The sequence below is a fragment of the Halomarinibacterium sedimenti genome, from assembly GCF_019312585.1.
Taxonomy (GTDB): domain Bacteria; phylum Bacteroidota; class Bacteroidia; order Flavobacteriales; family Flavobacteriaceae; genus Halomarinibacterium; species Halomarinibacterium sedimenti.
The window spans coordinates 151,204-175,599 of record NZ_JAHWDP010000004.1; the positions used below are offsets into that span (position 1 = coordinate 151,204).

23 protein-coding genes and 1 tRNA gene are annotated in these 24,396 nt (G+C 34.9%); 11 read left to right on the forward strand and 13 right to left on the reverse strand.

The features are described from left to right. The first annotated feature begins 37 nt into the window (after positions 1–37). A complete protein-coding gene (odhB, locus tag KXJ69_RS10690; RefSeq protein ID WP_219053103.1) occupies positions 38–1,288 on the forward strand; it encodes a 2-oxoglutarate dehydrogenase complex dihydrolipoyllysine-residue succinyltransferase in 1,251 nt (416 codons plus the stop codon). A 271-nt stretch (positions 1,289–1,559) separates the two neighbouring features. Here odhB and KXJ69_RS10695 read toward each other — a convergent pair whose 3' ends face one another. The 3 genes from KXJ69_RS10695 to KXJ69_RS10705 are packed head-to-tail and all read right to left on the reverse strand — an operon-like array spanning position 1,560 to position 4,703. Next, on the reverse strand, positions 1,560–2,192 hold the full coding sequence (locus tag KXJ69_RS10695) for a response regulator (protein ID WP_219053104.1): 633 nt from the start codon (positions 2,190–2,192) through the stop codon (positions 1,560–1,562). Further along, positions 2,189–4,216, reverse strand: coding sequence for a tetratricopeptide repeat-containing sensor histidine kinase (locus tag KXJ69_RS10700; RefSeq protein WP_219053105.1), 2,028 nt, complete (start codon positions 4,214–4,216; stop codon positions 2,189–2,191). The genes KXJ69_RS10695 and KXJ69_RS10700 overlap by 4 nt, the downstream gene beginning before the upstream one ends. Before the next feature lie 49 nt (positions 4,217–4,265). Further along, positions 4,266–4,703 (reverse strand): retropepsin-like aspartic protease family protein, encoded by a 438-nt coding sequence (locus KXJ69_RS10705; protein WP_308701042.1) that lies wholly within the window; start codon positions 4,701–4,703, stop codon positions 4,266–4,268. A 48-nt stretch (positions 4,704–4,751) separates the two neighbouring features. Between KXJ69_RS10705 and KXJ69_RS10710 the strand changes: the two genes are divergently transcribed. The 8 genes from KXJ69_RS10710 (at position 4,752) to KXJ69_RS10745 (ending at position 10,034) form a co-directional block, all read left to right on the forward strand. Further along, on the forward strand, positions 4,752–5,516 hold the full coding sequence (locus KXJ69_RS10710) for a TatD family hydrolase (protein WP_219053107.1): 765 nt from the start codon (positions 4,752–4,754) through the stop codon (positions 5,514–5,516). Next, positions 5,513–6,541, forward strand: a complete 1,029-nt coding sequence (locus tag KXJ69_RS10715; RefSeq protein ID WP_373422842.1) for an asparaginase — start codon at positions 5,513–5,515, stop codon at positions 6,539–6,541. Before KXJ69_RS10710 ends, KXJ69_RS10715 begins: the two co-directional genes overlap by 4 nt. 71 nt (positions 6,542–6,612) lie before the next feature. Then, positions 6,613–6,700: transfer RNA gene (locus KXJ69_RS10720), tRNA-Ser, on the forward strand. Between the two features lie 155 nt (positions 6,701–6,855). Further along, the gene (locus tag KXJ69_RS10725; RefSeq protein WP_219053109.1) at positions 6,856–7,659 is read left to right on the forward strand and encodes a MotA/TolQ/ExbB proton channel family protein; all 804 of its coding nucleotides are present in this window, start codon (positions 6,856–6,858) and stop codon (positions 7,657–7,659) included. Positions 7,660–7,677: 18 nt separating this feature from the next. After that, positions 7,678–8,121 carry a hypothetical protein gene (locus KXJ69_RS10730; RefSeq protein WP_219053110.1) on the forward strand — a complete coding sequence of 148 codons (444 nt, stop codon included), beginning with the start codon at positions 7,678–7,680 and terminating at the stop codon, positions 8,119–8,121. Then, the gene (locus KXJ69_RS10735; protein ID WP_219053111.1) at positions 8,121–8,747 is read left to right on the forward strand and encodes an ExbD/TolR family protein; all 627 of its coding nucleotides are present in this window, start codon (positions 8,121–8,123) and stop codon (positions 8,745–8,747) included. The genes KXJ69_RS10730 and KXJ69_RS10735 overlap by 1 nt, the downstream gene beginning before the upstream one ends. Before the next feature lie 12 nt (positions 8,748–8,759). Beyond that, a complete protein-coding gene (locus tag KXJ69_RS10740) occupies positions 8,760–9,230 on the forward strand; it encodes an ExbD/TolR family protein (RefSeq protein WP_219053112.1) in 471 nt (156 codons plus the stop codon). 96 nt (positions 9,231–9,326) lie between these two features. Further along, positions 9,327–10,034, forward strand: a complete 708-nt coding sequence (locus tag KXJ69_RS10745; RefSeq protein WP_219053113.1) for a porin family protein — start codon at positions 9,327–9,329, stop codon at positions 10,032–10,034. Here the strand turns inward: KXJ69_RS10745 and KXJ69_RS10750 are convergent. From KXJ69_RS10750 to rplM, 10 genes are all read right to left on the reverse strand, one after another. Next, complete coding sequence (locus tag KXJ69_RS10750) at positions 10,029–10,634, reverse strand: hypothetical protein (RefSeq protein WP_219053114.1); 606 nt, start codon at positions 10,632–10,634, stop codon at positions 10,029–10,031. The two genes, KXJ69_RS10745 and KXJ69_RS10750, sit on opposite strands and share 6 nt — an antisense overlap. Beyond that, positions 10,634–12,097: an RNA polymerase factor sigma-54 gene (gene rpoN / locus KXJ69_RS10755; protein ID WP_219053115.1), complete on the reverse strand. Its 1,464-nt coding sequence runs from the start codon at positions 12,095–12,097 to the stop codon at positions 10,634–10,636. The genes KXJ69_RS10750 and rpoN overlap by 1 nt, the downstream gene beginning before the upstream one ends. Positions 12,098–12,181: 84 nt before the next feature. Next, positions 12,182–13,636, reverse strand: a complete 1,455-nt coding sequence (gene asnS / locus KXJ69_RS10760; RefSeq protein ID WP_219053116.1) for an asparagine--tRNA ligase — start codon at positions 13,634–13,636, stop codon at positions 12,182–12,184. A 50-nt stretch (positions 13,637–13,686) separates the two neighbouring features. Further along, entirely contained in the window at positions 13,687–16,113 is a 2,427-nt protein-coding gene (locus tag KXJ69_RS10765) for an efflux RND transporter permease subunit (RefSeq protein WP_219053117.1), read from the reverse strand. A 137-nt stretch (positions 16,114–16,250) separates the two neighbouring features. Next, positions 16,251–16,805: a ribosome recycling factor gene (gene frr / locus KXJ69_RS10770; protein ID WP_219053118.1), complete on the reverse strand. Its 555-nt coding sequence runs from the start codon at positions 16,803–16,805 to the stop codon at positions 16,251–16,253. Positions 16,806–16,844: 39 nt separating this feature from the next. Beyond that, positions 16,845–17,552: a UMP kinase gene (pyrH, locus tag KXJ69_RS10775; protein WP_219053119.1), complete on the reverse strand. Its 708-nt coding sequence runs from the start codon at positions 17,550–17,552 to the stop codon at positions 16,845–16,847. Positions 17,553–17,761: 209 nt separating this feature from the next. Beyond that, positions 17,762–18,733, reverse strand: a complete 972-nt coding sequence (gene tsf / locus KXJ69_RS10780; RefSeq protein WP_219053120.1) for a translation elongation factor Ts — start codon at positions 18,731–18,733, stop codon at positions 17,762–17,764. Positions 18,734–18,804: 71 nt separating this feature from the next. Further along, positions 18,805–19,599, reverse strand: a complete 795-nt coding sequence (gene rpsB, locus KXJ69_RS10785; protein ID WP_219053121.1) for a 30S ribosomal protein S2 — start codon at positions 19,597–19,599, stop codon at positions 18,805–18,807. Between the two features lie 188 nt (positions 19,600–19,787). Continuing rightward, positions 19,788–20,174: a 30S ribosomal protein S9 gene (gene rpsI, locus KXJ69_RS10790; protein WP_219053122.1), complete on the reverse strand. Its 387-nt coding sequence runs from the start codon at positions 20,172–20,174 to the stop codon at positions 19,788–19,790. Then, on the reverse strand, positions 20,174–20,629 hold the full coding sequence (rplM, locus tag KXJ69_RS10795; protein WP_219053123.1) for a 50S ribosomal protein L13: 456 nt from the start codon (positions 20,627–20,629) through the stop codon (positions 20,174–20,176). The genes rpsI and rplM overlap by 1 nt, the downstream gene beginning before the upstream one ends. A 209-nt stretch (positions 20,630–20,838) precedes the next feature. On the opposite strand from rplM, the gene KXJ69_RS10800 reads away from it, so the two are divergent. Together KXJ69_RS10800 and KXJ69_RS10805 are read left to right on the forward strand one after the other, a co-directional pair. Next, positions 20,839–23,484, forward strand: a complete 2,646-nt coding sequence (locus KXJ69_RS10800) for a DUF5916 domain-containing protein (RefSeq protein ID WP_255571321.1) — start codon at positions 20,839–20,841, stop codon at positions 23,482–23,484. 75 nt (positions 23,485–23,559) lie between these two features. Then, the gene (locus KXJ69_RS10805; RefSeq protein ID WP_219053124.1) at positions 23,560–24,078 is read left to right on the forward strand and encodes a hypothetical protein; all 519 of its coding nucleotides are present in this window, start codon (positions 23,560–23,562) and stop codon (positions 24,076–24,078) included. Positions 24,079–24,396: the final 318 nt, after the last annotated feature.

Sequence of the window (24,396 nt, forward strand, 5' to 3'; positions counted from 1 at the left end):
AATTCCTTTTAGGAAAAAATATTATACTATGCTAGAGATGAAAGTTCCCTCGCCGGGAGAATCCATTACCGAAGTTGAAATAGCCCAATGGCTAGTAGAAGATGGTGATTACGTAGAAAAAGATCAAGCCATTGCAGAAGTAGATAGCGATAAAGCTACCTTAGAACTTCCTGCAGAAGCCAGTGGGATTATTACTCTTAAAGCCGAAGAAGGTGAAGCAGTAGCCGTTGGACAAGTCGTTTGTTTAATTGATACGGATGCAGCAAAACCTGAAGGTTCAGATGCTATTGAAACATATGAAAAAGCTGGGGATGAATCAGGAGGGGAAAATGCAGCTCCAGATTTAGATAAAAAGAAAGCCGAAACTCCAAATACTGGTGAAAAGGCAGAATCTATTTCTAATAAAACCTACGCCTCTGGAGTACCCTCTCCAGCAGCCAAGAAGATTTTAGATGAGAAAGGGATAGCTTCAACAAACGTAAAAGGAACGGGTCGCGATGGTAGAATCACCAAAGAAGATGCTGTAAATGCCGTGCCTTCTATGGGAACTCCAGGGGATGGTGATAGAGGTTCAGAAAGACAAAAACTTTCTATGCTTCGAAGAAAAGTAGCGGAGCGATTAGTATCTGCAAAGAATGAAACGGCCATGCTAACTACTTTTAATGAAGTAGATATGGGGCCTATCTTCGAAATAAGAAAGCAATATAAAGAAGCATTTAAAGAAAAGCACGGAGTAGGATTGGGCTTTATGTCGTTCTTTACTTTGGCTGTTGTACGTGCTTTAGAGTTATACCCAGATGTAAACTCGATGATTGATGGAGATTACAAAGTAACCTACAAGTATAAAGATATTTCAATTGCTGTTTCAGGACCCAAAGGACTTATGGTGCCTGTAATTCGTAATGCCGAAAATTTATCTTTTAGAGGAGTAGAAGATGAGGTAAAACGATTAGCTATTAGAGCAAGAGATGGTCAAATTACGGTAGATGAAATGACGGGCGGAACGTTTACAATCTCTAATGGAGGAGTTTTTGGAAGCATGCTTTCAACCCCTATAATTAACCCACCACAATCAGGTATTTTAGGAATGCATAACATTGTAGAGCGTCCAGTAGTTAAAAATGACGAAATTGTTGTTGCACCTGTGATGTTTGTGGCTTTGAGTTACGACCATAGAATCATTGATGGAAGAGAATCTGTAGGGTTTTTAGTAGCTGTGAAAGAAGCGTTAGAAAACCCAGAAGAATTATTAATGAATAATAATGTTAAAAAGGCATTAGAATTATAGCAATTAAATGCTTTAGATAGTAAAAAAAGCCCAACTATAAGTTGGGCTTTTTTGGTTAGTTAGTTGAAAATATATAAACCTATCTATGATACTATGTAATTCACGATATTCATTAATATGATCGCGACAATAAGAACGGAGATGATAAAAATGGCTAGCCTTTTTTTCCCTTCTTTCTTAACTTTTAAATCCAAATCCATACGTTTAATTTGTACACTGTAAAATTGAAGATTTAAAGTCTAAAAGTAAATACGTGGAAACACGTAATTTGTTACTGAAGATTTTCTTGATGTTCTTTTGCCCATATAAGAAGGCTGTTTGTTTTGTGCTCTAAATTGAGTTTGGAAATAATATTACTGCGATGTTTTTCTACCGTTCGGTAAGAGATAAAAAGTAACGATGCAATGTCCTTGTTGGTTTTGTCCATTGCAATGAGCTTTAGTATTTTCTTTTCTGAAGGAGTCAAAACATCCAAAACATTATTTTTTTTAGAGTTGCTCCCAAGGACATCGCTTATTTTTGGACTGAAAAATGGGTTGCCTTCAGCAACCGATTTTAAACAATTTTCAATTTCCTCTAGTGCAAATTCTTTTAAAATGTAGCCATAAATATTGAGGTCATTTGCCTCATTGTAGAGTTGTTTTTCCTTGTGAAACGTGATAAGGATAATTTTAGTTTCTATTCCATTATTATTACATTTTCTAGCAATTTCAAGACCCGACATAAAAGGCATTTGAATATCTAAAATGGCAATGTCTGGTTTTAATTTATTGATAAGGTTAAAAGCTTCTCTACCATTAGTTCCACTACCAACAACATTATAGCCTTTTTCAATTAAAAAGTCACTTAAACCCTTTAGTAAAAGTGGATGATCATCTGCGATTATAATAGATTCGTTTTTCATGTTGTGGGGAAAATAAATTCTATGGTAGTTCCTTGATTTTTTTTAGATGTTACCTTCATTTGTCCATTAAGGAACTTGGTTCTTTCTAAAAGGGTTTTTAGTCCCATAGATTTAATGTTTTGATATTTTTCTGAAAAATCAAAACCAATGCCATTGTCTTTAATTTCCAAAAAAATAGAATTTAAATTTCGCTTTAAAGTTACTTTGCTGGCTTCGGCATTTGCATGCTTAATAATATTGCTCAGGGACTCTTGAACAATCCTGAAAATATTAATTTCTTGTCTTTTGTCGAAAATGTTATCTATGTTATCAATTTCAGAAGATATAAAGAGTGTTGTATTTTCATCAATTTGACTAAGAGTCATCTCAATGGCTTTAGTGATGCCTAATTCTTGAAGTTGAAATGGATGAAGGTCTCTAGAAATTCCTCGTACTTCTTCAATGGCAGTTTCAACAAGGTTTTTTGCTTCATCATCATTACTTCTAACAACTTTATTTTTAATTAATAATAATTGCTGGCCAAGACCATCATGTAGGTCTTTCGAAATTCTTTTACGCTCTTCTTCTTGAGATACAAGTAATTCTTGACTAAACTTTTCTTGAAGGATTTTTTTGTTTTTTAATTGCATTCTATTTCTATATAGAAATACAAGTCCAAAAAATAAAATAAGTGAAAAGGTAATAAATATAAGTCGGCGTTGCGAGGCTTCATTGTCTTTTTCTAAAAGCTGTATACTCGCATTTTTTGCAATGAGTTCACTCTCTTTTTTTTCAGTTTCATAAAGTGTTTGGTAGTAGGCTAAAGAATTTGCAGTTGAATTGTTATATAAGGAATCTTTAAGTGTTTGGGAAGAATTTTTAAAGTTTAGAGCTTTTTTGTAATCACCCATACTTACATATATCTCTGAAAGTAACTCCTCTGCATACATAATATCCTCCTCATAGCGCATCGTTTTTGCGGCCTCTAATTTTGTTTCGCCAAATTGTAAAGCGCTGTCATTGTCACCAAGTGCCAAATTATATCTTGCCATGATTTCACTATAATGACTTTTGTAAAGCAAGTCTTTAATATTTGGGTCGTGATTCTCTTGGACTAAATCAAAGTATTTTTTCGCTTCGGTTAGGTTTCCTTCTTCAATATAATACCCAATGAGTTTAGAGTATACATAGGTCCTATCTGCTAGAATAATATGGTTGTTAACATCATTATTAATATAATCATAGGCTTTTAGTAAATACTCAATTTGAAGATTTTTTTTGCCCATTTTTTTATAATCTAGTGCCTGATTATAATACATAATAGGAATGTTTTTTTCCAGCCCAAGTTCTTTGAGTTTTTGGATATTTTTTTCTCTTTCTTCTTTAGCTTTATCGTAAAACCCATTCATACTATACATAGTAGTAATACCTTGTTGCGCAAAAACCATGTATTCATAATCCTTTAGCGCCTCAAAATATTCATAGGCTTTTCTATAATTTTCACCTGCGGGGACAAACTTTCCTAAATTTGAGTATGCTTGACCACTAAATAAATAGGCATCTGCTTTATAGAGGGAATCCTTTTCTGTGAAGGTTTCAATCGCTTTTTTGTAATCTTCAGTAGCTTCTTCGAGGTCAAGCCTATAGTTTGCTCCACCTCGTTTAAGGTAAAGACTTCCCAATAGAAAAGAATCATTTATTTTATATTTCCTAGCCAACAACTCATCTATCATTCTTCTAGCTTTTTCCGGCTGATTTAAAATAGATGTAAGCGTATAACTAAGGCCAATCATTTTCTTAGTTGCAGCCTCTACACTATCCAGTTCTTTGGCCAACTCAATATATGCTTCACAGTTTTTAACAAACCGATCAATATCTTTCCTTCCTTCCATTGAAAGGATAGAATCTAAGGCAACAAGTTTTTCGGCTTTATTGGAAGTTGTTTCTACTGTCTTTTTGTAATACTCAATGTTTTGAGCAAATGCAGATGTGCCAAAAAAAATGACTACAGATAGAATAATAAGAGGGTATCTGTTTGTTCTCAAGCTTCATTTTTTTGGGGAGTATATAAATTTAATAAAAAAAAAGGAGTTATTATTTTTTTAGATACACGCAATTTCTTCCGTAATCAATTACAGCGTGTAGCTTTTTCAGAATATCCGCTCCTAAGATTCCGTGCACTGGAGTTTCCCCAACTTGCTCTAGTGCTTGGTTTACGTGAATTAAATCGAATAGAACAAATTCATAATTACTAAGACTAATCTTTTCAATTTCTAAGGTTTTACTTTTGGTAGCCAGCGTTTCCATATCAATAGCTCCGGCTCCGGCAGCTTTTATTTCACTTTTTTCAGAAATTAATTTAAAAAAGCTTGCTTCGCTAATGCCAATACAACTTGTTGAAGCACCTGTATCCAAAATAAAATCTCCTAAAACAGAATTTACTCTTACGTTAAGTTTATAATGTCCTGTTTTTAATTTTTTTAAAGGAATTCTCTCAAATCCGTTTTGCTCTAAAAGCTTTCTAAGTGTCACTAAAGGTTTTTTGGTAAATATAGACAACAAAATAGTAGTTTTGTGCATATGTTGACCGATACCCATACCCATTTGTATAGTGAAGCCTTTGATGACGATCGAAGTGAAATGATGCAACGTGCTTTTAATAAGGGAATTACGAGATTTTTTATTCCTGCAATCGATTCTAGCTATACAGAGGCGATGTACAAATTGGAAAGGGAATATCCTGAGAATATTTTTTTAATGATGGGACTGCACCCTACTTCGGTAAAAGAAAATTTTGAAGAGGAATTAAAACTTGTTGAAGACCAGTTTAATAAAAGAAGCTTTTGTGCTGTGGGAGAAATTGGGATAGATTTATACTGGGATAAAAGCACATTGGAAATTCAGAAAATAGCTTTTAGGAGGCAAATTCAATTGGCCAAAAAGTACAAATTACCTATAGTGATACATTGTAGAGAGTCCTTCGACGAAATTTTTGAAGTGCTCGAAACGGAAAGAGATGAAAAACTCTTCGGAATTTTTCATTGCTTTACTGGGGCCCTTGAGCAGGCAATGCGGGCAATCGAGTTTAATATGAAATTAGGAATAGGAGGGGTGGTAACTTTTAAAAATGGAAAAATTGATCAGTTTTTAAGTCAAATTGACTTAAAGCATATTGTATTAGAAACTGACTCACCATACCTTTCCCCTGTCCCATATCGCGGAAAAAGAAATGAAAGTAGTTATCTTAGCTTAGTTTGTAAAAAGGTGGCGGGGATATACGGTATTGGTGAAGACGAAGTAGCCAAAATTACCACTCAAAATTCAAAAGAAATATTCGGCATATAATGAGCAAACCTAACATATTACTTATTTATACAGGGGGAACCATAGGGATGATTAAGGACTTTAAAACAGGTGCCTTAAAGAATTTCAATTTTGACGAATTATTAAAACACATCCCAGAGCTTCACCTTTTGGATTGTCATATTAAAACAAAAAGTTTTGATAATCCTATAGATAGTTCAAATATGAAACCTGAATATTGGGTTCGTTTGGCTGAAATGATTGAGGATAATTATTCAAAATTTGATGGCTTTGTTGTTTTACATGGAAGTGATACCATGTCTTATACTGCTTCAGCATTAAGTTTTATGTTGGAGAATCTTTCAAAACCTGTAATTTTTACCGGATCGCAATTGCCTATTGGAGATTTACGAACCGATGCCAAAGAAAATTTAATTACGTCCATTCAGATAGCTGCGGTACAGGAAAAGGGTAAACCTAAAATTCAGGAAGTCTGCCTTTATTTTGAATACAAGTTATATAGAGCCAATAGGACAACAAAAATAAATGCCGAACATTTTGAAGCTTTCGCTTCTTTAAATTATCCGCCTTTAGCCGAAAGTGGAGTGCATCTTGTTTTTAACGACCACGCTTTGTTGAAGTTAAAAAGTAATAAGGAGTTGAAAGTTCACAAAAAAATGGAAACACAGATTTTATTAATAAAAATGTTTCCAGGGTTAAATGAAGACACCTTAACTCACTTACTCTCTTGGAAGGAGCTGAAAGGAGTAATATTAGAATCCTTTGGAAGTGGAAACGTAACCAATGAATCTTGGTTAACAAATGCATTGTCAAAAATTATTTTAAAAGGTATTCCTGTTGTAAATGTAACACAATGCTCCGGAGGAAGTGTGGCAATGGGGCTTTATGAAACAAGCACACATTTAAAAAAGATTGGTGTTATCTCTGGTAAGGACATCACAACAGAGGCTGCATTAGGGAAAATGATGCTGCTATTAGGAGAAAGTGTAAAACCTTCAGAATTTAAAAACTTATTTGAAAAGTCACTCTGTGGAGAAAAGGATTAAATAACCCATTAAAAAATTTCACTAAGTATTATTTTTTTTGTTATTTGCCCTCCCTTATAAAAGAGGAATTTAGAGAGGTGGCCGAGTGGTCGAAGGCGCACGCCTGGAAAGTGTGTATACGCCAAAAGCGTATCGAGGGTTCGAATCCCTTCCTCTCTGCAAAATTGTAATCTTGGGAATAAAAGTAAAAAATAGAGCAACCATTTTATAAAACAAGACTATAATTAAGACTGCGCAAATTAATTGTTGCAGATTAACTAAATAATTTTATATCTTTAAACCTTTAACTAAAAACAAACTTTAAGTCGATAGCAATGAAAAAATTATTTTCTATTCTAGCAATTGCCGCAATGGTTTTTGCAGGCACTAGCAACGTAAACGCAACCGCTGTACAATCTTTACCAACAAGTGTACAATCTTTGTCTTCAGCGGCTACCGTAACTATTATTCAAGAGGAAGAAGCCTCAACGGCAACAGAATCCAAAGGGTTTCATCAAGAGCTCAAGCAACGTTTCATTGAAGGAGGTCCTGGATTTATGGGGATTGTACTTCTTTGTTTAATTCTTGGATTAGCTATTGCTATCGAAAGAATTATTTATTTAAATCTTTCTACTACTAACACTTCAAAACTTGCAAGCAGCGTTGAAGACGCTCTTAATAGTGGTGGTGTTGAAGCAGCTAAGGAAGTTTGTAGAAATACAAAAGGCCCAGTAGCTTCCATCTACTATCAAGGTCTTGATCGTGCAGACGAAAGCATTGATGCAGCAGAAAAAGCTGTAGTATCTTATGGTGGCGTACAAATGGGACAACTAGAAAAGAATGTATCTTGGATTTCATTATTTATTGCATTAGCACCTATGCTTGGTTTCATGGGTACTGTAATCGGGATGATTCAAGCATTTGATAAAATTCAAGCAGCTGGAGATATGAACCCATCTTTAGTAGCTGGAGGTATTAAAGTAGCACTTTTAACTACAGTATTTGGTTTGATCGTGGCGATTATTCTTCAAATTTTCTACAATTATATTGTAGCGAAAATTGATAGTATTGTAAATAACATGGAAGACGCATCTATTACTTTAATAGATATGCTTGTAGATTACAAAAACAATAAATAATTAAAATCGTACCATACCATGGGATTACATAAAATAATTAAAATTTTAGCACTTATCTTAAGCGTCGTTGGAATCATATTTTTCGTTATGATTCTTAGCGCTGGAGATGCAGCTATTGAAGCTGGAGAAAGTGCTGGATCTGTAAATGGAGCCTTATATACATCCTATATTATCTTAGGTTTAGTTCTAGCGTTTGTGCTTGTATTTGTTCTTAAGGGGGTTTTTGCTGGGGATATCAAGAAAACACTTATCACAGTAGGGGCTTTTTTGGCCATAGCAATCATAGGATATGTTATGTCTAGTGGAAGTTTAGAAGGCTTACCAGAAGAATTAATAATAACCGAAAATGTAACTGAAACAACCTCAAAATGGGTTGGAGCAGGATTAAATACATTCTACATTTTAGGTGTTTTGGCTATTGGAGCCATGATTTTAAGCGGACTTAAAAGAGTAACTAAATAATGGCAAGAAGAGCATCACCCGAAGTTAATGCAGGATCTATGGCAGACATAGCGTTCCTATTACTTATTTTTTTCTTGGTTACTACAACCATTGAAAAAGATAAAGGGATTGCTAGACAATTGCCTCCTAAAATAGAGGATACTCCAGATGTAATTATAAAGCAGAAGAATCTCTTTATAGTTAATGTGAATAAGCATGATCAACTTCTTGTAGAAGAAGAATTAATGGATTTAAAAGATTTGCGTCAAGCAGCTATCGAATTTATCGATAATGGGGGGGCGCCGTCTGGATCACCAGAGTTTTGTAATTTTTGCAAAGGAAAGAGATCACCAGAATCATCAGATAATCCAGATAAGGCAGTTATATCTGTTCAGAATGATCGATTAACTTCTTATAAAATGTATATAGCAGTTCAAAATGAATTAGTGGCTGCCTATAATTTTTTAAGAGATAGAGAATCTGAGCGTTTATATGGCTGGAAATACACTCAAATGAAAAAGGCGATTGATGAAGGGGATATTACTGATGAAAAACGAGTGGAGTCCATTCAAGAAAAGCTTCAAACTGTTCAAGATTTAATTCCGCTGAAACTTTCAGAAGCAGAACCGAAAAAATCTGGATCTTAAAAATTGTAAGAAATGTCAAAATTTAAAAAGAAAAAAAGCGGCGAAATCCCTGCAGTAAATACTGCATCATTGCCAGATATTGTGTTTATGTTACTGTTTTTCTTTATGGTTGTTACCGTATTAAGGGATAGCCAACTTTTGGTGCAGCAAAAGCTTCCAAAAGGAGATCAAGTTGAAAAACTAAAGAAGGACAGATCTGTATTTATTTATGCAGGTAAACCGGGTGCTGGATATGAAAAGTTTGGGAAAGAGGCTAAAATTCAGATAGGAGATAAATTTACAGATGTTTCAAACATTAAATTTGCTTTAGAAGAATTAAGAAGAAAACTACGACCAGAACTTCAAGATAAGGTAATGGTTGCGCTTAAAGTTGATGAAGAAACCAATACTGGTTTGGTGACAGACATTAAACAAGAACTTAGAGATTTAAATTTGTTAAAGTTAATTTATATAACTACTCCAGGGAACCAACTGGATAATTAATAAATTAAATAATTTTATAAAACGCCTTACACTTTAATATGGAGTAAGGCGTTTTTTTATGACATTATTTGAGGCGTAATTAGTTATATTTACAATATGCAGGATAGTAAAACGATACTTCTTTTTTTTCTCGTTGGGGTCATCTCCTTTAGTTTGTATTCGCAAGATATTATAAAGGATAGTATTGTGGATACTAAATACAGAGAGGATCAGTTTTATGCTGGCGTGACGTACAATTTGATTACAAAAACACCAAGTGGTTTTAATTTTAAGGGTGTCTCTGGCGGAATTCACTTCGGATTTTTAAGAGATATGCCTATTAACGAACAAAGAAATATTGCTGTTGCAATAGGGCTTGGTCTTAGTTTTGACCAATATGGTCAAAATCTTTTTATAGGAGAAGATACTTCAGAAAATACCATTTTTAGTATTTTGGATGACTCTGTAGATTATACTTCAAATATTTTTAGAACGGCTTCCATAGAATTGCCATTTGAAATTAGATGGAGAACCTCAACACCAACTGTTTATAAATTTTGGAGAGTGTATGCAGGTGTAAAGCCTGGATATGTGTATTGGTATCGATCTCAGTTTAAGCAAACTAATAATACGGTTTCGCAAACTAAGATTCCAGAGTTTCAAAAATTAAGTTTGGGAGCAACATTAGCTTTTGGCTATGGCACATTTAACTTCTATGCTAATTATAGTATACTTCCTTTTTTTAAGGATGCTACTTTGGAAGATACTAACGAAACAATATCTTTTAATCCGCTTAAAATAGGAATCATCTTCTATATCCTATAACCAAAAATTTAGCATAAGTAGTTGAGGGATTACACCTAAAAAGAATCCCAAAATAAGTTCCACTTTGGTATGTGAATTGGTGTGAAGTCTTGAAGAAGCAACCCAACCATTGGCAAAGATTAAGGTGGCTATCCAAAATAACATATTTATTTTAAAATGAACACTTAACGCTATTACGAAAAAGGTGAGTCCAGAAATCCCCATTTGATGTAAACTTGCTTTTATTTTAAATACAACAAGAAATAATGCGGCAAAAGTTGAAAACAATACGCCTACAAAAAAGAAATAAAGTTCAGGTGTAATATATGCATCAAACACCATTTTTATTATTAAAAATACGAGTACACATTGAAGCATTAAAGGTATTTTCCGTTCCCAAACTTCTTCAAGCTTAATAGAATTTACCAATTTTAAATTCCGAAGTAAAAAATAAGTAACAATAGGGAGGAGTATTGTGATAATTGATATTGCTACCAACTTATTGCTTATGGTTTCGGTCTCAACATATCGAGGGGTAATAATATAATAAATTGCTGCTCCTAAAAAAGGCATAAGCAATGGATGTAATACATAAGCTCCTAGTCTAAGAAAATGATTCATTAAATTTCTTTTCGTAGTCTTGCCACAGGCAAATCTAGCTGTTCTCTATATTTGGCTATGGTTCGTCTTGCTATGGGATAGCCTTTCTCTTTTAGGATTTTTGCTAATTTATCATCTGTTAGAGGCTTCCTCTTATTCTCTTCTGCTATGGTCATTTCAAGAATTTTCTTAATTTCCTTAGTAGAAACATCTTCGCCTTGATCATTCTTCATCGATTCACTAAAAAAGTCTTTTATGAGCTTTGTTCCGTAGGGAGTATCAACGTATTTGCTATTTGCCACACGTGAAACAGTTGAAACATCCATATCAATTTTATCTGCAATATCTTTTAAAATCATAGGTTTTAACTTGCGTTCATCGCCTGATAAAAAATATTCTTCTTGATAATGCATTATGGCATTCATGGTAACATACAGTGTTTGTTGCCGTTGCTTTATCGCATCAATAAACCATTTTGCAGCGTCGAGCTTCTGCTTAATAAACATGACGGCATCCTTTTGCGACTTCGATTTCTCTTTGGATTCTTTATAGCCTTTCAGCATATCACTATAATCTCTAGACACGTGTAGCTCGGGTGCATTTCTGCCATTTAAAGTAAGATCAAGCTCCCCATCAATTATTTTAATGGCAAAATCTGGAACAATATGTTCAATAATACGTGTGTTTCCTGAATACGCTCCTCCAGGTTTTGGATTAAGTCCTTCAATTTCATGTATAGCCTCTCGCAGCTCGTCTTCGGTAATGTCGAATTTTGAAATTAATTTTTTGTAATGCTTTTTTGTAAATTGATCAAATGTGGTTTCAATGATCTTCGTTGCAAGGTGGACAGAAGGTTCATCACCTTTTCTTTTTAGCTGAATTAATAGGCATTCCCGAAGATTTCTTGCGCCCACTCCTGCGGGATCCAATTCTTGAACAATACCTAACACTTTTTCAATTCGTTCTTTTGAGGTGTAAATATTTTGAGTGAAAGCTAAGTCATCTACAATATCTTCGATATCTCTTCTTATATAACCACTCTCATCAACGCTTCCAATTAAAAATTGCGCTATTTCAAATGCTTCGTCATCAAGCCTGTAGGTGTTTAACTGTTGTAAGAGATATTGATTGAACGATGTTCCAGAAGCAAACGGAGTCTCTTTTTCTTCATCATCTGCACTGTAGTTGTTGGCTGAAAGTTTATAACTTGGGGTTTCGTCATCACTCAAATAATCATCTACATTTATGTCGGTTTCAATAACTTCGTTACCATCATCATAATCGTCAAATTCATCATTATCAAACTCGTCATTTTCCAAATTATCTTTCTCATCTTTTCCTCCTTCTAATGCAGGGTTTTCCTCCAATTCCTGTGAGATGCGTTGTTCAAAAGCCTGCGTAGGCAGTTGGATTAACTTCATCAACTGGATTTGTTGAGGAGATAATTTTTGGGATAACTTAAAATTAAGCTGTTGCTTTAACATAAATACATTGACTTATCTATAAAAATAAAAAAAATCCAGCAACGAAACTACGGAACTGGATTTAATATCTCTGGTTTTGTATAATTAAAAGGAAGCATTACCTGGGGTTCTTGGATAAGGAATTACATCTCTAATATTTCCCATTCCAGTTACAAATAATACCAATCTTTCAAACCCAAGCCCAAATCCACTGTGGACGCAAGTTCCAAACTTTCGAAGATCAAGGTACCAATACAATTCTTCTTCCGGAATACCCATCACTTCCATTTTCTTTTTTAACACATCATATCGTTCCTCTCTCTGCGAACCACCAACAATTTCACCGATTCCTGGAAACAAAACATCCATGGCTCTAACGGTTTCTCTCCCTTTTTCATCCGCATCATTTAAGCGCATATAAAATGCTTTTATTTTGGCAGGATAATCAAATAGAATGACTGGACATTTAAAGTGCTTTTCTACTAAAAACCGTTCGTGTTCACTTTGCAAATCGGCGCCCCATTCTTCAATAAGGTATTTGAATTTCTTCTTTTTGTTGTCCTTGCTATTTTTAAGAATATCGATGGCTTCGGTATAGGTAATGCGTACAAAATTATTCTCCAATACAGATCGAAGCTTATCTGTTAATTTCATCTCGCTTCTTTCGACTTGAGGCTTATTTTTTTCTTCATTGAGTAATCTGTCTTCTAAAAACTGTAAATCATCTTGACAATGATCCAATGCATATTGAATGACATACTTTATAAAATCTTCAGCAAGGTCCATATTAGCATCAAGGTCATTAAAAGCAACTTCGGGTTCGATCATCCAAAATTCTGCTAAATGACGCGATGTATTCGAATTTTCTGCTCTAAAAGCAGGGCCAAAGGTGTATACTTTTCCTAAGCCCATAGCGTATGTCTCGGCTTCTAATTGTCCACTTACCGTTAGGTTTGTTTCCTTTTCGAAAAAATCCTCCTTGTAATTCACAGAGCCATCTTCATTTAACGGGGGATTTTTAGGGTCTAAATTTGTTACCCGAAACATCTCACCAGCTCCTTCGGCATCACTTCCAGTAATAATAGGAGTGTGCATATAGTTGAAACCGTTTTTTTGAAAGTATTCATGGATGGCAAATGCCAATTTAGAACGAAGTCGCATCACCGCTCCAAAGGTATTGGTACGCACACGCAAATGGGCTTGCTCCCTTAACTTTTCAAGTGTATGACGTTTTGGTTGTAAAATCGTTAGTGAAACTTCATCGGGGTCTGCTTCGCCTAATATTTCAACTTTTGAGGTTTGAATTTCTACATTTTGACCTTGACCTTGACTTTCGACCAATGTTCCTTCTACACTAATGGCAGCACCTATAGTAATTTTGTCAAGAATGGTTTCGTCAAAATTTTCAAAATCAACAACGCACTGCAAATTTTTGATGGTAGAGCCATCATTTAGTGCAATAAATCGATTGCTTCTAAAAGAACGCACCCAACCCGACACCGAAATGGAGTTTGGTGAAGGCTTACTTTGTAATATTTCTTTAATTTCTTTTCTATGCATGCTTCCTAATTTTGAAGGCGTAAAGATACTTTTTTTCTGTTTTTTAAAAATTACGCATTTGTGTTTTCTTGCTCCTCTTTTTCAATTTCTTCAACTTCTTCGTCAGAACTTGGAAGAATCTGGATTGTTGGTTTTCTAAAGGTTTGTTTATTAGCTATACTTCGTTCTAATGAGAGTAATAATGAGGGTAATAATAATAAGTTAGCCAACATGGCAAATAACAATGTTGCCGAAACTAATGCTCCCAATGCTACTGTGCCTCCAAAACTTGAAATCGTAAACACAGAAAACCCAAAGAATAAAACAATAGAGGTATAGAACATACTCACCCCTGTTTCACGCAATGCCGCATAAACCGATTTTTTAATTTTCCAATGGTTTGCTATTAATTCTTGGCGGTATTTTGCTAAAAAGTGAATGGTATCATCTACCGATATCCCGAATGCAATACTAAATACTAAAATCGTAGAAGGCTTTATTGGAACCCCTAAGAATCCCATAAGGCCAGCGGTAATAAGCAATGGCAATAAGTTGGGGATAAGTGACACCAAAATCATTCTAAAACTTCTAAACATCCAAGCCATAAATAATGCGATTAAAAAGATGGCTAAGGAAAGGGAGAGTAAAAGATTATTAACTAAATATTTTGTTCCTTTTTCAAACACAAAAGCTTTTCCAGTAATGGAAACATTATATCGATCACTCGGGAATATTTTTTCAATTTGACTACGAATGTCCTCTTCAATCCTATCAAAACGCTCTGTTTGCGTATCCTTCATAAAGGTGGTGATACGCGCATATTGTCCCGTAGAATCAACATAGCTTGATAATAAATTTGTATCGTTGGCACTACTCTTCGCATAGGAAAGTATAAATGTTCTTTCTTGGCTGTTGGGTAATTGATAATATTCTGGATTGTTATTGTAATAAGCCTGTTTCGAATATTTAACCAGCTGAACTACAGAAAGCGTCGTAGATAACTCTGGAATTTCCTCCATATAATTCTGAAGTTCATCCATGCGTTTAAGTGTAGCCAAGTTCATAACCCCTTTTTTTCGCTTAGTATCAACCAAAATTTCAAGAGGCATAATACCTTCATACTCTTTCTCAAAAAATTTAATATCCTGAAAGAAGGGCTTGTTTTTAGGCATATCTTCAATAAGACTACCAGATAACTTAATGTTGTAAATGCCTATAATACTTGTACAAAGTAATACGATGGTAGTTATATAAATGGCAATTCGGTGCTCTCTTACCATACGTTCCATCCAAGAAACAAACTTTCCAATCCAACGCTTATTAAGGTGTTTTAAATGCTTGTATTTAGGTATGGCCATATAGCTATACGCAATAGGAATGATAAATAAACTTAAAAGAAAAATAGCAAGGATGTTAATGGAAGCTACAGTACCAAACTCTTTTAAAAGCTTACTTTGGGTTAAAATAAAAGTAGCAAATCCTGAAGCTGTTGTTACATTTGTCATTAAAGTTGCATTTCCAATTTTAGCAATGACCCTTTGTAACGATTTTGCCTGATTTCCATGGAGTTTAATCTCCTGCTGGTATTTATTGATTAAGAAAATACAATTAGGAATACCAATAACAATTATAAGTGGTGGAATTAAAGCTGTTAATACGGTAATTTCATAATGCAATAAACCCAATACTCCAAATGACCACATGACCCCAATAATTACAACAAGTGTTGAAATAAAGGTGGCTCTAAAAGATCTAAAAAAGAAGAAAAATATTAGGGAGGTAACTAATAATGCGGCACCAATAAACCACCTTATTTCATCTATAATATTTTGCGAATTAAGGGTTCGAATATAGGGCATTCCCGAAGTATACACCTTGATGCCTGTCTCAGATTCAAAAGCATCAATTAGTGGGATTAAGTCATTTATGATAAAATCCCTTCGGGCAGGAGTATTGACAATATCCTTTTTTAAATAGACCGCCGTGCGAACCGATTCTTTATTTGGACTATATACCAAGCCCTCGTAGAAGGGTAATTTGTTGAAAAGCTCATAGCGGTAGCGTTCCAGTTTTTCAGAATCCAAAACAGAATCATTAATAAAGGGCACTAACTGAAATGCAGCAGTATCTTCCCTTTTCTCAAGTTTCTGAAGATCACCAATAGATAGTGATAATTCTACTTCTTTATATTCTGAAAGATCTTTTGAAAGCTTTGTCCAGGCTTTAAAATTGGTAGGGGTAAAGAGGGTAGAATCTTTAATCCCAATAATGATAAGGTTTCCTTCCTCTCCAAACTTATCTAAAAACTCCTGATACTCCTCATTGTATTTATGGTCATCTGGGAGTAGATTAGCTTCAGTATAGGTAAACCTCATGTTTTTCCATTGCATTGCAAAGAAAACAGTCATTGCTGCAATGAAAATTATAATGAGCGTTCTATTGCGAAGAATAAAACGAGCAACTGCACTCCAAAACCCGATACTGAAAAGTTTGTTCAAAAAAGGATGCTTAAAATTGGGGCAAAGGTATTAAAATACAAAGGATTCCAAAGGAATCAATATGTTATTATTTTGAAAAAAAAGAGTGGTAATTACACCACTCTTTTTAAACGTTTTAAGTAATAATGTTTACCCTTTTAGACTTTCATTATTTCTGCTTCTTTTTTAGCTAAAATGGCATCAATTTTTTTGATGTGTTCATCGGTCATATTCTGAATGTCATCTTCTAGATTTTTCTTTAAATCTTCAGAAATGTCCAATTTTTTAATATCGGTATTAGCGTTTTTTCGATCGTTTCGAACACCGATTTTCGAATCTTCGGCTTCAGCCTTCGCTTGTTTAGCTAATTCTCTTCTTCGCTCTTCAGTAAGAGGTGGTACGTTAATAATCACGCTTTCTCCATTATTCATTGGGTTAAAACCAAGATTAGCAATTTGTATTCCTTTTTCAATTTCAGGAATCATGGCTTTTTCCCATGGCTGAATAGTTAAAGTCATTCCGTCTGGAGTATTTACATTGGCAACTTGATTAAGTGGGGTAGGAGTGCCATAATAATCTACCATTACACCACTTAGCATTGCTGGTGAAGCTTTTCCAGCTCTTATGGTAACTAATTTTTTTTCGAGGTGCACCAAGGCATTTTTCATAGCTTCCTCGGTGCTGTCAAGTATAAACTGAATTTCGTCTTCCATTTTAATTTTTTTAATCGTTTTGGCAAAAATTAGACCAAATTATAAATTAACCTTTGTTCCTACATTTTCTCCAGAAACTACTTTTAATAAGTTTCCTTTGGTATTCATATCAAATACAATGATAGGGAGTTCGTTTTCTTGGCTTAAAGTAAATGCAGTTGTATCCATCACTTTTAAACCTTTTCTTAGAACATCATCAAATGTAATAAAATCGAATTTAGTTGCATTCACATCTTTTTCTGGATCGCTTGTGTAAATTCCATCTACACGAGTTCCTTTTAAAATAACATCTGCTTCTACTTCAATAGCTCGAAGTACTGCCGCAGAATCGGTGGTAAAGTATGGATTTCCCGTACCTCCACCAAAAATGACCACGCGTCCTTTTTCGAGATGACGAACGGCTCTCCTTCGTATAAAGGGTTCAGCAACTTCATCCATTTTAATGGCACTTTGAAGTCTCGTTTGTACTCCATCATTTTCTAGGGCGCTCTGCAAAGCTAGGCCATTAATAACCGTTGCTAACATTCCCATATGGTCTCCCTGAACACGATCCATACCACCACTTACACCAGAAACGCCTCTAAAGATGTTTCCACCTCCTATAACAATTGCTACCTGAACTCCTTTTTCAACAATTTGTTTTATTTCACTGGCATATTCCTGAAGTCTAATTGGGTCAATACCATATTGTTGCTGTCCCATTAAGGCTTCTCCAGAGAGTTTAAGTAAGATTCTTTTGTATTGCATAGTGGTAATTTACTCGCTAAGCGAGAGTTAAATTATTCTGTCAATGGTATCGAAAACAATAAACTTGATTTAAAATCTATAGTTTCGATGCCACCTCAAGGTTTATTAGTATGGCAAAAATAAATAAAAATAATGATGAATTGGGGCAAAATAAAAACCGCTTTGAATCAAATTTTTCAAAGCGGTTTAAAATAAAGTAGGTATTCTTTTTATTGTGCTAAAGAAACTCTTTCAAAATTAACGATTGAAACATCTCCTTTACTAGCTACGTATTGTGCTACAGATTGTTTTTCGTCCATAATAAAGTTTTGGTCCAATAAACACTTTTCTTGGTCAAGTGTTGTGTTATCAGCAATAAAACGCTCCAATTTTCCTGGAAGAATTTTATCCCAAATTTGTTCTGGTTTTCCTTCGGCTTTCAATTCAGCTTTAATAGCTTCTTCAGCTTCAGCAATTACAGCATCTGTTAATTGAGCTCTAGAAATATATTTAGGAACATTTTTTAGAGTTTTTCCTAATCTTCCTAATTCGATATTATCTTTTTCAATGACAGCGATACGAGCTTCGGTTTCTGAAGCAACAAATTCTGGATCAAAATCTTTGTAAGAAAGCGTTGTTGCACCCATGGATGCTACTTGCATAGAAACATTTTTAGCAACTTCGGCAGCACCATCAAATGCTTTTGAAAGACCTACTAAAGCCCCAATTTTGTTTCCGTGAATGTAAGAACCTACAAAAGGAGCTTCCAAAGTCTTGTAACCACCAATTTCGATTTTTTCACCAATAACACCCGTTTGCTCAGTCAATTTTTCCTGAACTGTCATTCCGTTTTCATATTCTGCAGCAAGAAACTCCTCCATAGTTGAAGTGTTTAAAGCTACTTCTGCCATTTTGTGAGCCATTTCAACATAAGAGTCATTTTTAGATACAAAGTCGGTTTCACAGTTTAAAGAAACAATCACTCCTTTAGTAGCGGCGTCGTTCACTTTTGCTATTACAGCACCTTCACTAGAATCTCTATCGGCTCTTTTTTCAGCAATTTTTTGACCCTTTTTACGAAGGATTTCAATGGCTTTGTCGAAGTCGCCTTCGGCTTCAACTAATGCCTTTTTACAATCCATCATACCGGCTCCGGTTTTTTGTCTTAATTCGTTTACCTGTGCGGCGGTTATTTTTACCATCGTTTTCAAGTTTTTTATTTTTTTTAGGTCTTTTGATTTCTCAAAAAACAAAGTGAATTTTATAATTTTAGTTATTCTTCTTCGCTGCTAGCAGAGGATGCTACTGAAGCTCTTTTTCTTGCAGTTTTCTTAACTGCTGCTTTTGGCTCAGCATCATCATCTTCAGATTTTCCAGATTTTCTTTCTGCTAATCCTTCAGAAATAGCGGCAGTTACACTTCCAATAATGTTCTCGATAGATTTTGAAGCATCATCGTTTGATGGGATTACATAATCAATAGGACGAGGGTCGCTATTGGTATCTACCATGGCAAAAATTGGAATATTTAATTTTTGAGCTTCTTTTACAGCAATGTGCTCACGAGTGGTATCTACAATAAATAAAGCTCCTGGAAGACGGCTCATGTCACTAATAGACCCTAAGTTTTTTTCCAATTTTGCACGAAGACGATCTACAGCTAATCTTTCTTTTTTAGAAAGTGTGTTGAACGTTCCGTCTTGCTTCATTCTATCAATAGACGCCATTTTCTTAACTGCCTTACGGATAGTTACGAAATTGGTTAACATACCACCTGGCCATCTTTCTGTGATGTATGGCATGTTGGCATTCTTTGCTTTTTCGGCAACGATGTCTTTTGCTTGTTTTTTTGTAGCTACGAAAAGTACTTTACGTCCACTAGCAGCAATTTTTTTAAGGGCTTCGTTAGCCTCTTCTAGTTTTGCAGCAGTTTTGTAAAGATTGATAATGTGGATTCCGTTACGCTCCATATAGATATACGGGGCCATGTTAGGATTCCATTTGCGCGTAAGGTGTCCAAAGTGTACACCAGCGTCAAGTAATTCTTTGACTTGATTGTTGTTTGCCATTTTGTTTTTAGTTTACGTTCTGTAATAAATAGATAGCAATCTTTCTGCAGCGCAGACTTGATTTAGATGCTAAACTAATTGTCTCACCCGGCAGAGTGGGACTAACAGCTTAATTAATTAATAAAAATATGAACTTAGTTAACCCATTGGGTGTTTTCAAACGAAAACACCCAATAAGGTTGAAAATATTAACGTTTAGAGAACTGGAATTTCTTACGAGCTTTCTTCTGACCGAATTTCTTACGTTCTACCATTCTTGGGTCTCTTGTAAGTAATCCTTCTGGCTTAAGAACCAATCTGTGTTCTTCATTAATTTCACACATTGCACGTGAAATTGCCAAACGAACAGCTTCAGCTTGTCCAGTGATACCACCTCCAAATACGTTTACTTTTATGTCGTAAGCCTTTTCGTTATCTGTTAACATTAAAGGCTGTTGCACTTTGTAACGTAGTGTTGGGGTAGTAAAATAATTATCTAATTCGCGGTTGTTAATTGTAATTTTACCCTTTCCTTTAGTAAGGTAAATACGAGCCACGGCAGTTTTTCTTCTTCCTATTTTGTGTATTGTCTCCATTACTTAGTATCGTTAAGGTTAATTACTTTAGGCTTTTGAGCTTCTTGGTCATGCTCTGCACCTACATACACTTTAAGGTTTCTGAAAAGTGCTGCACCTAACTTATTTTTAGGTAACATTCCTTTTACAGCTTTTTCAACCAATCTAGCCGGATCTTTTGTATACATTTCCTTAGCGGTTAATGTACGTTGTCCTCCAGGATATCCTGTGTGACGAACATAGGATTTAGCATCCCATTTTTTACCAGTTAAATTAATTTTAGCAGCGTTAGTTACTACTACATTATCTCCACAATCTACATGTGGAGTAAAATTTGGCTTGTGTTTTCCACGAAGTAACTTAGCCACTTCGCTGGCAAGACGACCCAATGCCTGGCCGTCCGCATCTACCAATACCCATTCTTTGTTAACGGTATTTTTGTTAGCAGACACTGTTTTGTAACTTAATGTATCCATTTAGTTTTTTGTCAATAGTTAATAAATCATTGATAATCCTCTCTAAGAGGGGTGCAAATGTAATGCTATTTATTTGAAAAACAAACAGTCATATTTTTTTTTTGAAGTACGTTAAAAAAGTTAAAATTCTCTTAATAATTCCATTTAACTGTCACATTCAAACGTACTTTAAGTCTATTATATCATCAATCAAATCAAAACTAGCCAATATGTCTTTCCAGAAAAGGGCATTTATGCCCATCGCAATTCTTATTTCTAGTCTTTCATTCTCTCAAGAAGAAGCTTCAGAAATAAATAAAAAACAATATGAAAAAAGAGTCTATACTACGGCTTCCATTGTTGGTAAAGGAGAAATTACCATAGATGGAAAGATAGATGAAGAAGCTTGGAATGTTGTGGAATGGTCATCAGACTATGTAGAATTTGAACCAGATGTGGGTACTGCTCCTACAGAACAAACCAAACTTAAGATTGCCTACGACGATAAAAATCTTTATGTGGCCTTTAAATGCTATGAAAAAGATCCGTCGACCATTGAAAGAAGAATGGGCAGACGGGATGATTTTCCAGGGGATTGGGTAGAACTTAATATTGATAGTTATAACGATGACCGTACAGGATTTTCATTTACCATTTCAGCTTCGGGAGTTAAAGGAGATGAATTTGTTTCTAATAATGGTAATAATTGGGATTCAAGCTGGAATCCTATATGGTATGTTGATACACAAATAGATGCTGAAGGCTGGACCGCCGAAATGCGAATACCCTTAAGTCAACTTCGTTTTGGTAACAACGAAGAACAAGTTTGGGGGCTTCAATCTACACGACGCTATTTTAAAAATGAAGAAAGATCCTTATGGCAACCCGTCCCGGCCAACCCTCCAGGATGGGTAAGTGAGTTTGGAGAGTTACGTGGGTTAATTGGTCTAAAACCACAAAAGCAATTGGAAATTCAGCCGTATACAGTGGCTCAGTTAGATACCTATGAAGCCGAAACTGGAAACCCATATAGAGATGGGAGCGACACCAAATTAACAGGAGGATTAGACGCGAAGATTGGTGTTACCAATGACTTAACGGTCGATTTAACCATAAATCCAGATTTTGGTCAGGTAGACGCAGATCCTGGGGCTATAGCGTTGGATGGATTTGAGATTTTCTTTCAAGAACGACGACCCTTCTTTGTGGAAAACAAAAATATATTCGATTATAATTTCGCTGGAAATCAGGACAATTTGTTCTTTTCAAGAAGGATAGGTAGAACGCCTCAAGGTTCAGCTTATGGTGAAGGTGCAGAATTTGCAGACGACCCTATTAATACAACCATTTTGGGAGCCGCTAAATTAAGTGGAAAAACCAAAGATGGATGGACATTGGGCATATTGGAAAGTGTTACGGCTAATGAATATGCAGACTTTGTTGATGAAGAAGGAAATGAAGATGAAGTTTTAGTAGAGCCTTTAACCAACTACTTTGTGGGAAGAGTACAAAAAGATTTTAATGATAGGAATAGCTATATAGGGGGAATTTTTACAGCCACTACAAGAAATATGGCAGATAATCTTCAGTTTTTACATAGTCATGCCTATTCGGGAGGGTTAGATTTTCAGCATAATTGGAAAGACCGAAAATATTATGTAGAAGGAAGTAGTGTTATTAGTAATGTACGTGGTTCTGCCGAAGCTATTACCAACACACAATATTCATTAACCCACCTTTTTCAACGAGTAGATGCAAGTCATGTTGAGGTGGACCCAAACAAAACCTCACTTACTGGAACTGGAGGGCGATTTGAAATTGGAAAGGGTAGTGGAGGTAACTGGAGGTATAATTTTGGAGGCAACTGGCGCTCACCAGAATTGGAGTTGAACGATTTAGGATTTTTGCGTCAAGCAGATGAAATAAGACAATATGCTAATGTACGACGGTTTTGGAATACCCCAACTAGCTGGTTTCGACAAGCAAATATTGGCTTAAACCAATTTACGTCCTTCGATTTTGAAGGAAACTATAACCGTATTCAATATGAAGTAAATGGGTATGTAAATTGGAAAAACAATTGGTGGACCGAAGGTGGAGCGGCACATAAACCTAGAATTTTTAGTAATACTGTATTGCGAGGAGGACCAAGATGGCGATGGAGTGACGAAAACTACTTCTTTTTATTCGCAGGGACCGATGGCCGAAAGAAATTTAATATGCACGTGGGCCATGTAAATTCATGGTCGCAACAACAAAATTTTGGGCTTCAGCGATATGTATTAAGGTTCTTTTACCAACCATTAAACACCCTAAGTTTATCACTTATTACAGAGTACGAGCAGAACCCAAATAAAACGCAATACGTAACTGAAAGGTCTTTCAACGGAACGCCTCGGTATGTGTTAGGGAAAATTGATAATGAATCTTTAAGTGCCACGCTAAGAGTTAACTATAATATCAACCCTAATTTAACCATTCAGTATTACGGGCAGCCTTTTATTTTTAACGCTAAGTACTCCAACTTCAATTACGTTAATAACCCCATTGCAGAAGATTTAAACGATCGAGTTACTTGGTATGATAACAATCAAATTTCATTTGAGGAGGGGGTTTACAATGTAGATGAAGATAAAGATGGTACGACCGATTATTCTTTTGGAGACCCAAACTTTTCATTTGTACAGTTTCGATCAAATTTAGTTGTGCGATGGGAATATATTCCAGGTTCCGAAATATTTTTAGTCTGGTCACAAGGCATCACTGGCATTGGCGATCCAAATAACAATTTTAATACTATTATTGATAATCAACTTTTGAGTCAACGCCCACAGAACACTTTTTTAATTAAAGCTACCTATCGATTTGTATTGTAAACATTATGATTCTATTTTGAGTTTTTAAAGTAATTATGCGTTGCTTTGCACTCTTAATAAATTAACATAATAAAAATGAAAAAAATTGTATTTACACTGCTAATAGCAAGCTTGCTTTTTAGTTGCAAAAAAGATGATGATGGTGATTCTGGAACTTCTTTAGAAGGAACTTGGAAACTTACCTCTTTTACTACAGAAACTGGATTCGATTTTAATGAAGACGGAACCGCTAGTAATAATATTATGAGTGAAACCAATTGTTATCAAAATGAAACTGTTTTATTTAATGGAAATGGATCGGGAACTGCCACTAATAGATCTTATGCAGACATTACATTAGAGCTCGTTGCAGGTTCCACAACAGAATATGAATACTCAGTTACTTGTGTACAGGAAACAGAAACCAACACGTTTAGTTGGACACAAAGTGGTAATACAATTAGTATAACAGAAAGTGGAGAAACTATTTCAGGAACATTGTCTGGTTCTGTTTTAACAATAGTTATACCAAGTGGATTTTTTGTAGAAGTAGAAGAAGCTGGAGGTACAGGTTTTACTACCGAAGATGTTACCTTTGTGTATACGAAACAATAGCCATTTTTACATACAACTAAAAAAGCCGAAAAATATCTTTCGGCTTTTTTTAGTTTAAAACATTTTATCCTTTCTTCCATTTCATCGGGGAAAGGTCTTACCATAACGAATACCCATCTTTGGGCAATCTTTATTTTCAATTTATTGAGGAATCTAACATACATTTAAACATAGATTTTCAATAATCACTTTTAAAGTAGTTCAATTTTTGCCCTTATGTGTATAGCAGAGAGCCTAGTGATTAAATGTTAATGGGTATTAAAATTGACAATTATTAAGACATTTTATGGGTTAAATTTATTTTTAACCTGTAAATGT

Bases quoted from the DNA above. Each gene is read 5' to 3' on its own strand.
- odhB (WP_219053103.1), top strand. From the start codon at position 38: ATGAAAGTTCCCTCGCCGGGAGAATCCATTACCGAAGTTGAAATAGCC.
- KXJ69_RS10695 (WP_219053104.1), bottom strand. From the start codon at position 2,192: ATGAAAAACGAATCTATTATAATCGCAGATGATCATCCACTTTTACTA.
- KXJ69_RS10710 (WP_219053107.1), top strand. From the start codon at position 4,752: ATGTTGACCGATACCCATACCCATTTGTATAGTGAAGCCTTTGATGAC.
- KXJ69_RS10725 (WP_219053109.1), top strand. From the start codon at position 6,856: ATGAAAAAATTATTTTCTATTCTAGCAATTGCCGCAATGGTTTTTGCA.
- KXJ69_RS10730 (WP_219053110.1), top strand. From the start codon at position 7,678: ATGGGATTACATAAAATAATTAAAATTTTAGCACTTATCTTAAGCGTC.
- KXJ69_RS10735 (WP_219053111.1), top strand. From the start codon at position 8,121: ATGGCAAGAAGAGCATCACCCGAAGTTAATGCAGGATCTATGGCAGAC.
- KXJ69_RS10740 (WP_219053112.1), top strand. From the start codon at position 8,760: ATGTCAAAATTTAAAAAGAAAAAAAGCGGCGAAATCCCTGCAGTAAAT.
- KXJ69_RS10745 (WP_219053113.1), top strand. From the start codon at position 9,327: ATGCAGGATAGTAAAACGATACTTCTTTTTTTTCTCGTTGGGGTCATC.
- KXJ69_RS10750 (WP_219053114.1), bottom strand. From the start codon at position 10,634: ATGAATCATTTTCTTAGACTAGGAGCTTATGTATTACATCCATTGCTT.
- rpoN (WP_219053115.1), bottom strand. From the start codon at position 12,097: ATGTTAAAGCAACAGCTTAATTTTAAGTTATCCCAAAAATTATCTCCT.
- asnS (WP_219053116.1), bottom strand. From the start codon at position 13,636: ATGCATAGAAAAGAAATTAAAGAAATATTACAAAGTAAGCCTTCACCA.
- frr (WP_219053118.1), bottom strand. From the start codon at position 16,805: ATGGAAGACGAAATTCAGTTTATACTTGACAGCACCGAGGAAGCTATG.
- pyrH (WP_219053119.1), bottom strand. From the start codon at position 17,552: ATGCAATACAAAAGAATCTTACTTAAACTCTCTGGAGAAGCCTTAATG.
- tsf (WP_219053120.1), bottom strand. From the start codon at position 18,733: ATGGTAAAAATAACCGCCGCACAGGTAAACGAATTAAGACAAAAAACC.
- rpsB (WP_219053121.1), bottom strand. From the start codon at position 19,599: ATGGCAAACAACAATCAAGTCAAAGAATTACTTGACGCTGGTGTACAC.
- rpsI (WP_219053122.1), bottom strand. From the start codon at position 20,174: ATGGAGACAATACACAAAATAGGAAGAAGAAAAACTGCCGTGGCTCGT.
- rplM (WP_219053123.1), bottom strand. From the start codon at position 20,629: ATGGATACATTAAGTTACAAAACAGTGTCTGCTAACAAAAATACCGTT.
- KXJ69_RS10800 (WP_255571321.1), top strand. From the start codon at position 20,839: ATGTCTTTCCAGAAAAGGGCATTTATGCCCATCGCAATTCTTATTTCT.
- KXJ69_RS10805 (WP_219053124.1), top strand. From the start codon at position 23,560: ATGAAAAAAATTGTATTTACACTGCTAATAGCAAGCTTGCTTTTTAGT.